Annotated in this window: 12 protein-coding genes; 9 read left to right on the top strand and 3 right to left on the bottom strand. The window is 35.4% G+C overall.

The window, feature by feature from the left end; all coding sequences use genetic code 11:
* Positions 1–39 precede the first annotated feature (39 nt).
* The 5 genes from VK161_RS07865 (at position 40) to VK161_RS07845 (ending at position 4,774) form a co-directional block, all read left to right on the top strand.
* Positions 40–654: an FMN-binding negative transcriptional regulator gene (locus tag VK161_RS07865; RefSeq protein ID WP_324214224.1), complete on the top strand. Its 615-nt coding sequence runs from the start codon at positions 40–42 to the stop codon at positions 652–654.
* An 88-nt stretch (positions 655–742) separates the two neighbouring features.
* A complete protein-coding gene (locus tag VK161_RS07860) occupies positions 743–1,849 on the top strand; it encodes a glycosyltransferase (RefSeq protein WP_324214223.1) in 1,107 nt (368 codons plus the stop codon).
* Positions 1,840–2,391: an RNA polymerase sigma factor gene (locus VK161_RS07855; protein WP_324214222.1), complete on the top strand. Its 552-nt coding sequence runs from the start codon at positions 1,840–1,842 to the stop codon at positions 2,389–2,391. Before VK161_RS07860 ends, VK161_RS07855 begins: the two co-directional genes overlap by 10 nt.
* A gap of 239 nt (positions 2,392–2,630) precedes the next feature.
* On the top strand, positions 2,631–3,443 hold the full coding sequence (locus VK161_RS07850) for an energy transducer TonB (protein ID WP_324214221.1): 813 nt from the start codon (positions 2,631–2,633) through the stop codon (positions 3,441–3,443).
* A gap of 86 nt (positions 3,444–3,529) precedes the next feature.
* A complete protein-coding gene (locus VK161_RS07845) occupies positions 3,530–4,774 on the top strand; it encodes an MFS transporter (protein WP_324214220.1) in 1,245 nt (414 codons plus the stop codon).
* Positions 4,775–4,867: 93 nt separating this feature from the next.
* Here VK161_RS07845 and VK161_RS07840 read toward each other — a convergent pair whose 3' ends face one another.
* The 3 genes from VK161_RS07840 to VK161_RS07830 all read right to left on the bottom strand — a co-directional run bounded on the left by VK161_RS07840 (position 4,868) and on the right by VK161_RS07830 (position 8,347).
* Positions 4,868–5,608 carry a hypothetical protein gene (locus tag VK161_RS07840; protein ID WP_324214219.1) on the bottom strand — a complete coding sequence of 247 codons (741 nt, stop codon included), beginning with the start codon at positions 5,606–5,608 and terminating at the stop codon, positions 4,868–4,870.
* Between the two features lie 117 nt (positions 5,609–5,725).
* Positions 5,726–6,352 carry a response regulator transcription factor gene (locus tag VK161_RS07835; protein ID WP_324214218.1) on the bottom strand — a complete coding sequence of 209 codons (627 nt, stop codon included), beginning with the start codon at positions 6,350–6,352 and terminating at the stop codon, positions 5,726–5,728.
* Between the two features lie 63 nt (positions 6,353–6,415).
* A complete protein-coding gene (locus VK161_RS07830; RefSeq protein WP_324214217.1) occupies positions 6,416–8,347 on the bottom strand; it encodes a tetratricopeptide repeat-containing sensor histidine kinase in 1,932 nt (643 codons plus the stop codon).
* 195 nt (positions 8,348–8,542) lie between these two features.
* Here VK161_RS07830 and lipA point away from each other — a divergent pair, with 195 nt between their 5' ends.
* The 4 genes from lipA to VK161_RS07810 are packed head-to-tail and all read left to right on the top strand — an operon-like array spanning position 8,543 to position 12,459.
* Entirely contained in the window at positions 8,543–9,415 is an 873-nt protein-coding gene (gene lipA / locus VK161_RS07825) for a lipoyl synthase (protein WP_324214216.1), read from the top strand.
* A 45-nt stretch (positions 9,416–9,460) separates the two neighbouring features.
* Positions 9,461–10,453, top strand: coding sequence for a type I glyceraldehyde-3-phosphate dehydrogenase (gap, locus tag VK161_RS07820; RefSeq protein WP_324214215.1), 993 nt, complete (start codon positions 9,461–9,463; stop codon positions 10,451–10,453).
* A gap of 35 nt (positions 10,454–10,488) precedes the next feature.
* Positions 10,489–12,021, top strand: coding sequence for an ATP-binding protein (locus VK161_RS07815; protein ID WP_324214214.1), 1,533 nt, complete (start codon positions 10,489–10,491; stop codon positions 12,019–12,021).
* 12 nt (positions 12,022–12,033) lie between these two features.
* Entirely contained in the window at positions 12,034–12,459 is a 426-nt protein-coding gene (locus tag VK161_RS07810; RefSeq protein ID WP_324214213.1) for a DUF1801 domain-containing protein, read from the top strand.
* The last annotated feature ends 23 nt before the right edge of the window (positions 12,460–12,482 follow it).

Here is a 12,482-nt window from a genome sequence, read left to right as displayed (position 1 = left end):
AATTGATAATCTTTTAAATAATTTAAATTGTAATTCAAAATGTACATTCCCGATTTATACAAAAACGAAAACCAAGAGGAAATTCGCAATTTCATTCACCACAACGGATTTGCATTACTCATCAATCAAGTCAATGGTAAACCTTGGGCAACACATATTCCACTGGTTTTAGAAACCAATTCAGCTGGAAAAGAAGTACTCGTTGGTCATCTTTCCATCGAAAATCCGCAAGCAAAAAGTTTACAAAATGGTAGTGAGGTTTTGGCTATTTTCAGTGGTCCACACGCGTACATTTCGTCGTCGTGGTACGATCATGAAAATGTACCAACGTGGAATTACATAGCGGTTCACGTATACGGAAACGTCCGAATTTTAAATTACGATGAAACCGTTACTTCACTCAAAAAATTAGTTGACAAATACGAAACTCAATCAGAAAACCCAATTCGCATCGAAGATTTATCTGAAAAAACCATGCGGCAAGCTCGCGGTATAGCTGCTTTTGAGATGGAAATCACGTCCATCGAAGCTACCAAAAAACTATCGCAAAACAGGGATTCGAAAAATTATCAAAACATCATTTCTGAACTCGAAAAAAGAAATGACAATCAATCGATTAACATCGCCAATGAAATGAAAAAATGCACGCGTTAATCGTTGTTGAAAACTCACAATTTATTAATTCGCTATTCCAAATTGATTTTCGTAATTTTGCACTCGTTTTAAAAAAAGTCAGTACCCAATGTTACTAATCATTTTCTGTTTATTCATTGCAGTTGTAGCGATTCAATTTTTGTATTATGTTGTGTTTTTTGGGAAATTTTCTTTCGCTAAAAAACAAACCAGCACTCCAAAAAGAATCCCAATTTCAGTAATTGTATGCGCTAAAAATGAAGAGGAAAACGTAAAACAATTTGTTCCCTTATTACTTGAACAAGATTATCCTGATTTTGAAGTTGTATTGATTGACGATGCTTCCAGCGATGAAACTTTAGAAATTTTTGAAGCTTTTGAAAAACAATATTCCAATATTAAATTGGTAAAAGTTGAAAATAACGAAGCGTTTTGGGGAAATAAGAAATTTGCCTTAACACTTGGAATTAAAGCGGCTAAAAACGAATACTTATTATTCACTGATGCCGATTGTTACCCTACATCAAAAGATTGGATCAAAGAAATGAGTTCTAATTTTTCGCAGCAAAAAACCATTGTTTTGGGCTATGGTGCCTACGAAAAAATCAAAGGCTCATTCCTGAACAAAATGATTCGATTTGAAACATTATTGACCGCAACTCAGTATTTTGGTTGGGCAAAATTGGGTAAACCGTATATGGGAGTTGGTCGCAATATGGCCTACAAACGCGAAGAGTTTTTCAAAACAAATGGTTTCATTGAACACATGAAAATTCGCTCGGGCGACGACGATTTATTCATCAACGAAGCATCTAATTCACAAAACACTACCATTTGCTTTTCAAAAGAGAGTTTTACGTTTTCAAAACCAAAAACTACTTTTTCAGATTGGTTTACTCAAAAAAGAAGACACGTAGCAACCGCTAAGCATTACAAGGCATTCGATCGAAGTCAGTTAGCGCTTTTCTATTTAAGCCAACTGTTGTTCCTTATTTTGCCTATTGTACTGTTAATTTGTCAGTTCCAATGGATTGTGGTACTAAGTTTGATTGGTTTCCGTTATCTATTTACTTGGATAAGTCTAGGATTTGCATCAGGAAAACTGAACGAAAAAGACGTAATGTATTGGTTTCCTTTCATCGAAATTGCACTTATCTTTATCCAATTGAATGTATTCATTACTAACACATTCTCTAAACCCGTACATTGGAAATAAACCCTCACATAGAAAAAGCAAAAAAAGGCGATCAAGTAGCATTCACTTACCTACTCGATCATTATTGGAATGAAGTCTATGGGTTCATGCTCAAACGCACCGAAAACGAAACCGATGCAGAAGACATTGCTATAGAAACGTTCTCCAAAGCATTCGACAAAATTGCAACGTACAACCCCGAATACCAGTTCAATACATGGTTAATTGCGATTGCCAAAAACGTACACATCGATTTACTTCGCAAGAAAAAAACAGCACTTTTCATCGAAATTACCGATGAAGAAGACCAACAAGCCTATAATGTTGCTGACAGTTCACCATCGGCCGAAGACGAGCTAATTACCGAGCAAAATCTCTCGCAACTACTACAATTCATCAAAGAATTAAAACCTCATTATCAAGAAGTAATCCAGCTACGCTACTTCCAAGAAATGAGCTACCAAGAAATTGCCGAACAACTCGAGGAACCGTTGAGTAACGTCAAAATCAAATTATTGCGTGCTAAAAAATTGTTGGCTGAGATTATTCAGAATAAAAGATAGTTGAGAAAATTCCAAATTTCAAAAATCAAATTTCTAATAATTTTCAATTTCAAAATTTAAAATTTGAAAAAATAAACCTTTTGAATTTTTTAGATTTTAGGTTTTTGGAATTCATTTGTTTTTTGGATTTTATGTTTTGGAATTTAACTCCACACAATATTCACAACACAACTCGCGTTATAAAATCAAAACCACTTCGCTTATGTAACACAGATACTTAACCATAAAAACTTTAGATTATGTCAAACGTAAGTATCTTTGAAAAAAAGTGGATCGACCTCGTGTTTGAGGGCAAAAACAAGGAATATGGCGCCTACCAATTGCGTCAAGAAAGTCCAAAAACAACTCTTAAAGCCTTCTTCTTCGGATTTATTTTGATTGTTTCAGGAACTTTTCTTCTGAGCTCTTTTGATGAAAAACCTATTGATGAAGTTATTATAACCCTTCATCCTTCAGAAAACATAGATCCTGTTTATCCAATAAATGAACCTAAAAAAGAGGCAACTCAGCCCAAAAAAGAACCAGAAGCACCAGCCGAAAAAGTTCCAGAAAATCGCCCTCCAGTGGTTGTAGCAACTCCACAAGCTGATCCTGTTATACCAAGAAATGATGAACGACCACAAACCAACACACCTATTGGCGGAGTTGAAGGTGGAAATGGAACTGCTCCAACCGCTCCAACTTCGGGTGGAAATGGCAGTGGAACAGGAGAAGGTGAAGGAGAAAATCCAAATAAAGTGGTTTTATCAACTGTTCTCGACGCTCAACCAGAGTTTCCTGGTGGAATGAAAAAATTCTATGCCTATGTGGGAGATAATTTTGAAAAACAAGAAATTGATGGTGAGGAAAGCCTAACTGTTCATGTTTCTTTTGTAATTGAAAAAGACGGAAGCATGAGTGATATTAAAGTCTTGAGAAACCCTGGTTATGGCTTGGATAAAGAAGCCATAAGAGTACTAAAATCACTTAAAACCAAATGGAAACCAGGTGTTTTAAATGGTCAAAATGTTCGAACACAATATACTTTACCTATTACAGTGATGCTGAATTAATAATTTCTGACTAGTTTTTAATTGGAAACCTGTTCGCTTTTTTGTGGCAGGTTTTTTTGTTATTTTTAGCATTTTAAAATCATTCCATGCAAACATTTACCACCAAAGAAAAGCTAAAACATTTATTGAGTTTCCCTGTAATTATAGCTTCTTTAGGCTATTTTGTTGACATATACGACTTACTTCTTTTCGGAATTGTTCGGATACCAAGCTTAAATGAACTGGGTTTAGATGTGGATAAAGTTGGAACCATGATCATCAATTATCAAATGACTGGATTACTTTTGGGTGGCATCATTTGGGGAATTTATGGCGATAAAAAAGGCAGACTTTCGGTTTTATTTGGTTCGATTATAGTGTATTCGCTGGCTAATATTGCTTGCGGATTTTTACCTCAACTTAATTTTGGAGACAAAGCCACTATTTATGCGCTGTTGCGTTTCATAGCGGGAATCGGTTTAGCAGGCGAACTCGGAGCTGGAATTACTCTAGTTTCTGAAAGTTTACCCAAAGAATTACGCGCCATCGGAACGTCTATCGTAGCTGGTTTTGGACTATTAGGTGCGGTTGTAGCACAATTAACAGTACAAATGGCAGGAAGTTGGACTACAGCTTATTTTATTGGTGGCGGATTAGGATTAATGCTTTTGGTACTGCGAATTAGTGTCGCAGAAAGCGGAATATATAAAGAAATTGAAAAAGATGCATCCATCAAAAAAGGAAATTTTCTATCGTTTTTCACTAACAAAACCCGATTCGTTAAATATTTAAAATGCATCGCCATTGGTCTTCCTACTTGGTATTGTATCGGTATTTTAGCCATGATGGCCAATCAATTTGCGCCCGAAATGGGAATCGAGTCTATTGTTCCCGGAAAAGCAATTATGTGGGCGTACATCGGAATTTCAATCGGTGATTTTGCTAGCGGATTCATCTCTCACCTACTTCATTCGAGAAAAAAAGCCATTTTATACATGATGCTTTTCACCATTCTCGGAGTTGTATTGCTTTTATTTAGCGGTGAAAAGTCAGAAAACATGTACTATTTTTATTGTATTTGGCTCGGACTTGGAACAGGATATTGGGCAATGTTTGTGACGGTTGCTGCTGAGCAATTTGGCACAAATGTTAGGAGCACAGCAACTACTACAGTTCCCAATATGGTACGCGGATTATTGCCTGTAATGCTCATCGGATTTGACTTTTTTAAATTGAATAACTCGGTAATTATTTCAGCTACTTTTATTGGCATCATTGCTTTTGGACTTGGAATATATGCAACCATTACCATCAGTGAAACGCATAACAAGGAAATGGATTTTGTGGAATAAAATTTGGAAGTACGAAGTACGAAAACTAAAATTCCTCTACAACAAAAAAACCTCCCATCGCTGGAAGGTTGTTGCTTAAATTAGTTTGTGAATTTATAGCGTTCGATACCCTATCGTCGTCACTATCGTATTGCTACTATCAGTAAACGAGCCTTGTAAAACATCTCCCGTAATTACACCTACAACCGTTCCGTTTTCGTCAATTACTTGATTGTTTATGTACGTTCCGCTGATGTCTTCCACGACCGAAGAACCGTTTTCTTTTGCAATTCCGCCCCAAGCGCCCAATCCACTCGAAAGAATGATATTAAAAATTCCAGTTTCTCCAGATTTACTATACGTGCCTTCAAAAGCCTCTATTAGCGAAGTTGATGTTTCTTTTGCAATAGTGAAAACAGCGTTGGGATGACCCGGAATATCAGATGAAATAACCGTTGGAGTTCCACCGCCCACAGCAACTGAGAAAGTAATTGAAATTGGACTATTGTTATATGTACCTGTAAAAGGAGCTAAATAAGGTTGTCCATCCACATATGTTACACTAGACGTTAAAGCTACAGCCACTCCATCAATAACTAGCGTTCCCGTAATAGCGCTACTTCCGTTTTGAATGTTGATGGAAAGTGTTCCCGACGAGCCCACTACTATTCCTTTATAAATACCTTTGGCACTCGTGTCATTTGCTGGCAAGGCATCGGGAGTTCTGGTACATGCCGCGCAAGTGTAAGTTGGTTCAGTAGCTTCATCTTTAGAACAAGATAAAAATAGAGAACAAACCCCAAAAATTAGCAATGAAAAAATAAATACGATTTTAAATTTTTTAATGATGTTCATGATTGATTAATTTTTAGATTAAGAATAAACAACTCAAGTTGTCTTATTTGTTGGTTCAAAATTAATCGCTCTATGAAAGTAACACAATAACCAAATAGTAGTAATTTCTGCGACGTGTTATTTAGAAAAAGCTTTATTCAACGCTTCTGTACGGGAATTTACCTGCAGTTTCTCATATATATTGCGAATATGAGTTCGAACCGTTTCGGTACTTAAAAATAATTTGTCGGCTATTTCTTTATAGCGCAATCCTTCGGATAGTAATTTCAGAATTTCTTTTTCTCGCTCGGATAGTTTTTGCAATTCCTCATTCTCTTTGATATCGCGATGAAAATACGAAACTACTTTTCGGGCTATATGACTACTCATGGGTGAACCGCCGTGATAGACATCGACGATGGCGTCTAATAATTTGGAAGGCTGCGTGGTTTTGGTAAGATAACCAGTGGCACCTACTTTAAGCGCGTTGAAAACCGAATCTGTATCTTCAAAAGAAGTGCACATCACAAACTTAACCTGTTCAACTTTTGACCGAAGTTCAGCTACGCATTCAATCCCGTTTTTTCCTGGTAAATGGATGTCCATCAACACCACATCTAAATCGATTGTGGGTATGACTTCAATTGCGTCCTCAGCATTTTCAAAAGTAAATTCGCAACAAAAACCTTCGCTTCCGTTGATTAAAATTTGCAAACTATCTCTAATTTGTTTTTCGTCTTCTACTATACCGACTTTAATTACCATAACATCAAATGTATACGTTATTTTTTTTCTGGATGTACCACGAAAGTAGTATATCTCTAAAAACTATGATACAATTTTATTTTTAATAATGCGCTTGAGCGGAATACTCCAACTGATTTGTGTACCAATGTTCTTTTTACTTTGAAGAGTAAAAACGCCACCAATCGAAACAATCCTACTTTGCATATTGACAATTCCGTTTCCTTTTGACGCGTTTTCAAATCCGATTCCGTCGTCTTGAATATCAATGCCTAACTCGTCGTTATCCAAACTGACTTTAAAATGAATGGTATTTGCATTTGAATGTTTCGCAATATTATTAATGGCTTCTTTTACCACCATAAATAGTTCTCTATGGCTTTCCTTGGTGATGGCTATTTGTGGTACATTTTCAGCAATTTCATAATGTATCGCTATGGGCATATCTTCTAAATAATCGGTAGTATACTCACGAACCCTTGCAATCAAATTGGCCAATGTGGTATTTTCTGGATTAAGCGCCCAAATTAAATCGCGCATATTTTCAATCATTTTAGAAGCCGTTTCTTTGACCGCTTTACTGTTGGAATTGATTTCGGGAAGGTGTTCCGTTTTTTGCAAAATGAGTTCACTTAAAAAATTAATCTTCGACAAGCCCGAACCCAAATCGTCGTGGATGTCTTTTGCAATCCTTATCCGCTCAACTTCTTCTGTCTTTTGAATAATTTGCTCTTCTTTTACTTTATTTGTTAACTTCCTTTTACTATTCCAAAAATACCAAACCACGAGTGCGCTGATAATTAACAGTATAAACACCCCAATAAGAAAATTTCGTCGTTCAATTTGATTCTGCTGTTCATTAATTTTTAAGGTGTTGATCTTTTTGTCTTTTTGAAGTAATTGTATTTTAGATTCCTTTTTTTGCGTTTCATAAACCGTTTTAAATTCTGCCTCAGCCATAGCATGTTTATCACTGATCATGGATGCATAATTAGTGAATTTTTCATTTTGAACTTCGGATACTTTCTTAAACAATCCTTGCTTAGAATATATTTCAATTAAGATATTGTATGCCTTCCCAAGGTTAGGCTTTCCATCAATTTCTTTCAGAACGGCAATACTTTTTAGTGTCAAATCTTCCGCTTTATTATATTCTTTTTTCATCGAATACAATAAACCCATATTACTGTATGTATCGGCTATTTGCTTTTTATTTCCGTTGATAATATCTAGTTCTAAACACTTTTCAAAATAATACTGTGCGCTGTCCAATCGATTGGAAAACAGATAACAATTGGCTTTGTTGTCAAGGAATGCTACTTTCATTTTAGTGTTTTTTATGCTATCGGTGATGCGAATTCCTTCTTCATCAATAGCTAATGCACTTTCATAATTACCCAACATTCCGTAAATATTTGCTAATAAATGAGTCGCACTTAAATAAGCCGAATTTGATTTGTCATGTTCCAATGCTTGTAGAGCAGTCTTTAAATAATTTTTGGCATTATTGATATCGTCTTTTTGAAAATAAACCTCACCAATTATGGAATTAACTCTACAAATTCCAACTTTATCATTTTTTTTCTCATAAATTTTAAGTGCTTTATAGAGATACTCTACAGCTCTTGAATAATTACCTGTCACCTTGTAATTATTTCCAATTGCATTATATATTTTCGCTTTTAAAGTGTCAGCATTTGATTTTTGAAGCAATCGCAATCCTTTTTCGTAGTGCTGATTCGATAATAAATAAGCTGAATTATGTGCCGATGAAATTCCTCTTACAAAAGCTGACATTGCTTTATACTCATTAGGTTCATTTGCAGACGCTATCTCCATTTTTGATGCAAATGATGCAATTGAATCGGGAGTTTCCTTTGATAAATAGTCCACTTGATTGTACCATCTCCCAATTCGCTTTTGATTTTCAGAAAGCAATTTTACTTCTTTTCCCTCTTTTTTCTCACACGAAAAAAAAAGAAAACAAATTAAAATTGAAGTGATTACAATTCTCATACTATTTTTTTAACTTTTTAAAAGTAATGAAAAAAACAGTAGTGGCGAATCCATTCTATTTGATAAATTTTAAAAGTTATATCTTAGAGTACAATAAACCCTATAAATCTATCCAATACTTATATAAAAATTCTGCATTCTAAATTTAAAATTCTAAATTCAATAGTAGTATCTTTGCAGTTCAAATTTGCGATTATGGAAAGCGATATTCAAAGTGTTCAACCGCCAATTGGAAAGCCAAAATGGTTAAAAGTGAAACTTCCAATTGGGCAGAAATATACTGAACTACGTGGTTTAGTTGACAAATACAAACTCAACACCATTTGTACCTCAGGAAGTTGCCCAAATATGGGTGAATGTTGGGGAGAAGGAACGGCTACGTTTATGATTTTAGGTAATGTATGTACACGCTCATGTGGTTTTTGTGGCGTAAAAACTGGTCGGCCTGAAGATGTTGATTGGGACGAACCTGAAAAAGTAGCACGTTCAATCAAAATAATGAACATCAAACACGCCGTAATTACTAGTGTAGATCGTGACGATTTGAAAGATATGGGTTCGATTATTTGGTACGAAACCGTTCAGGCCATTCGCAGAATGAATCCAGAAACGACTTTAGAAACTTTAATTCCCGATTTTCAGGGTGTAGAACGTAATATCGACCGCATCATAGAAGCCAATCCAGAAGTTGTTTCCCACAACATGGAAACCGTACGCCGATTGACTCGCGAAGTACGAATCCAAGCTAAATACGACCGTAGTTTATCCGTTTTAAAGTACTTAAAAGATAAAGGAATTCGCAGAACTAAATCGGGCATCATGTTAGGTTTAGGCGAAACCGAAGAAGAAGTAATTCAAACCATGCAAGATTTACGCGATAATAACGTTGATATAGTAACCATTGGTCAGTACTTACAACCCAGCAAAAAGCATTTGCCTGTAAAAGAATTCATTACACCAGAACAATTCGAGAAATACGAAAAAATTGGTAAGGAAATGGGATTCCGACATGTGGAAAGTGGTGCTTTAGTGCGTTCGAGTTATCATGCACAAAAACATATTTTGTAAGTGCGAAGTTGGATATACGAAGTTTAGCAGTAAATCGATTTAAATTTGAATACAACAAAAATTGCAATTAATGGTTTTGGTCGAATCGGGAGAAATTTGTTCCGATTGTTACTCAATCATCCTTCAATTGAAGTGGTGGCGATTAATGATATCGCTGACAACAAAACCATGGCGCATTTGATTAAGTACGATAGTATTCACGGTGTTTTACCTTATGCAGTATCGTATGATGACAATTCAATAATTGTAGATGGAAAACCATTTACATTCTACCACGAAAAAGAAATTACCAATTTAGATTGGAGCGGAATCGATTTTGTCATCGAATCGACTGGAAAATTCAAAACTTTTGATGACATCAATAAACACATTTTGGCTGGCGCTAAAAAAGTGATTCTTTCGGCTCCATCGGAAGTTCCAGAGATAAAAACCGTAGTATTAGGTGTAAACGAACATATTTTAGATGGGAGCGAAACCATTGTTTCTAATGCGAGTTGTACCACCAACAACGCTGCTCCAATGATGAAAGTGATGGATGAATTATGCGGAATTGAACAAGCCTACATCACCACGGTTCACTCCTACACTACTGATCAAAGTTTGCACGATCAACCGCATAAAGATTTACGACGAGCTCGTGGAGCAAGCCAATCTATTGTTCCAACAACCACAGGAGCAGCCAAAGCACTAACCAAAATTTTTCCTGAAATGGAAGGCAAAATTGGTGGTTGCGGTATTCGAGTTCCGGTTCCGGATGGTTCATTAACTGATATTACTTTCAATGTAAAACGCGAGGTAACTATTGAAGAAATTAACGCTGCTTTTTTTCTCGCATCTCAAACGAATTTAAAAGGAATTTTAGATTACACAGAAGATCCAATTGTTTCTGTTGATATTATTGGCAATCGAAATTCGTGTCTTTTTGATGCACAATTGACTTCAGTAATTGATAAAATGGTGAAAGTAGTGGGTTGGTACGACAATGAAATTGGTTATTCATCGAGAATTATCGATTTAATTGTATTTTTACGAAAATAATTTCTTTAATTTATCCCAAATTCTATTGAAATTCAATGCGATTACTAGTTATTTTAGTGTTCTTTTTTCTTTCAATTGCTACTGGAAATACAAAAACTGTTTCTAATGATAGTGTCAATTATTATTTGACACTTTCTAAAGAGCAATTGGAAAAAAACAATCGCGATTTAAGTACGGCTTACCTTCAAAAAGCGCAACTTTTATTAGAAAAATCAAAAAATGATTCGTACAAAGAGAACTTAAAGCTGCGCAATGCCATTTCCAAATCGGAACGCGCCAATAAACGCATCAATGCTACTTCTAAGTTAATCAACATTTTAGCGGTAGCTTTAGTATCCATTCTTTCATTGTTGAGTATTTCATTGTACAAAAACAATTTATTCCGCATCAAATCGAATCAGCTTTTACTTGAGAAAAATAAAGAATTGGAGTTGGCCAAAGAAAAAGCCGAAAAAGCCTCGAAAGCACGCTCTGAATTCCTCTCAACCGTTAGTCACGAATTGCGAACACCGCTGAATGCCATCAATGGGATTACTCATTTATTGATTGAAGAAAACCCAAAAGACAGTCAGGTTAATTATCTGAATTCTCTACAATTCTCAGGAAATTATCTCTTGCATTTCATCAATGACATTCTTGAAATCAATCGTATTGACTCGGAAAATGTGCCAATTGAGCGAATCAATAACGATTTAAAAGCACAGTTAGAAAACATTCAAAAATCGTTTAAAGAAATTGCTGAAGCTAATAACAATACGTTCATTTTGGATATTGATGAATCGATTCCGACGAGTATGATTTACGATCCAACCAAATTGGCGCAGATATTCTTAAATTTAGTCAACAACTCCCTGAAATTTACACGAAATGGCTTCGTGAAATTGAGCGCGCGATTGGGAGAAGTAAAAGACAATCAACTTACCATCAACTTTAAAATTGCTGATAACGGAATCGGAATTCCTGATGATAAACAGGAAACGATATTTGACAGCTTTTCACAAGGTTCAATCGAAATCAACCGAAAATACGGTGGAACTGGTTTGGGATTGGCTATTGTAAAAAAATTGATTGAGTTGTTGGGCGGAAACATTTATTTGAACAGTAAAGTAGGTTTAGGAACCACTTTTTCGTTTGAACTACCTTTCGAAATTTCGGATGAAACTCCAATCATAAAACCCGTAATTGAATACGACGAAACCAAGCTGAATGCTAAGAAAATTCTGTTGGTAGAAGACAATAAAATCAACCAAATGATTACCAAGAAAATGCTCGAAAACAAAGGTATTTATTGTGATATTGTCGATAATGGTGAAGCCGCAATTGAATCACTTCAAAACGAGCACAGCTACGATTTGGTTTTGATGGATGTTCATTTACCTGGTATCAATGGAACTGTTGCTACTCAACGCATCAGAGAATTCAACAACTTAACTCCAATTATTGCATTGACAGCAATATCGCTGAATGAAAACCGTGAAATGTTATTATCATTCGGAATGACCGATGTAATTACCAAACCCTTTGAACCCGTTCGGTTCTACAAAACGATTTCGGAATACATTTCTTAATCAGCCACTTACATGAAGGTACAAGATCAAATCAAAGAGTATATCTCCAGTTTGCCTGAAACCAAACAAATCGATATGCAAGAGCTGAATCGCATTATTTTGCAAGTAAAACCAGGATGTAAATTATGGTTTTTAGATGGTAAAAACAGTGAAAATAAAGTGGTTTCCAATCCCAATATAGGATATGGAACTCACACTATACAATATTCCGATGGTTCGACTAAAGAGTTTTATAAAATTGGTATTAGTGCAAACACAACTGGAATTTCAGTTTATATTATGGGTCACGCCGATAAGACATTCTTAGTCAAAACCTACGGAGAAAAAATAGGTAAGGCAAACGTGACGGGTTACTGCATCAAATTCAAAGCTTTAAAAGACATTAACGTTGATGTGCTTATTGAAGCCATACAAAATGGTTTTGATATTCAGAATTAAAAAGAATACACTACTCTTTTGGA

Origin of the sequence: Flavobacterium sp. (assembly GCF_035299245.1) — a bacterium.
GTDB lineage: Bacteria > Bacteroidota > Bacteroidia > Flavobacteriales > Flavobacteriaceae > Flavobacterium.
Note: the sequence above shows the minus strand (reverse complement) of the source record. Positions and strands in the feature narration are given on the sequence as shown.

What these genes read in the sequence shown, in the direction of transcription:
- VK161_RS07845 (WP_324214220.1), top strand. Translation starts at nt 3,530, where the DNA reads ATGCAAACATTTACCACCAAAGAAAAGCTAAAACATTTATTGAGTTTC.
- VK161_RS07860 (WP_324214223.1), top strand. Translation starts at nt 743, where the DNA reads ATGTTACTAATCATTTTCTGTTTATTCATTGCAGTTGTAGCGATTCAA.
- lipA (WP_324214216.1), top strand. Translation starts at nt 8,543, where the DNA reads ATGGAAAGCGATATTCAAAGTGTTCAACCGCCAATTGGAAAGCCAAAA.
- VK161_RS07840 (WP_324214219.1), bottom strand. Translation starts at nt 5,608, where the DNA reads ATGAACATCATTAAAAAATTTAAAATCGTATTTATTTTTTCATTGCTA.
- VK161_RS07810 (WP_324214213.1), top strand. Translation starts at nt 12,034, where the DNA reads ATGAAGGTACAAGATCAAATCAAAGAGTATATCTCCAGTTTGCCTGAA.
- VK161_RS07830 (WP_324214217.1), bottom strand. Translation starts at nt 8,347, where the DNA reads ATGAGAATTGTAATCACTTCAATTTTAATTTGTTTTCTTTTTTTTTCG.
- VK161_RS07815 (WP_324214214.1), top strand. Translation starts at nt 10,489, where the DNA reads ATGCGATTACTAGTTATTTTAGTGTTCTTTTTTCTTTCAATTGCTACT.
- VK161_RS07850 (WP_324214221.1), top strand. Translation starts at nt 2,631, where the DNA reads ATGTCAAACGTAAGTATCTTTGAAAAAAAGTGGATCGACCTCGTGTTT.
- VK161_RS07835 (WP_324214218.1), bottom strand. Translation starts at nt 6,352, where the DNA reads ATGGTAATTAAAGTCGGTATAGTAGAAGACGAAAAACAAATTAGAGAT.
- VK161_RS07865 (WP_324214224.1), top strand. Translation starts at nt 40, where the DNA reads ATGTACATTCCCGATTTATACAAAAACGAAAACCAAGAGGAAATTCGC.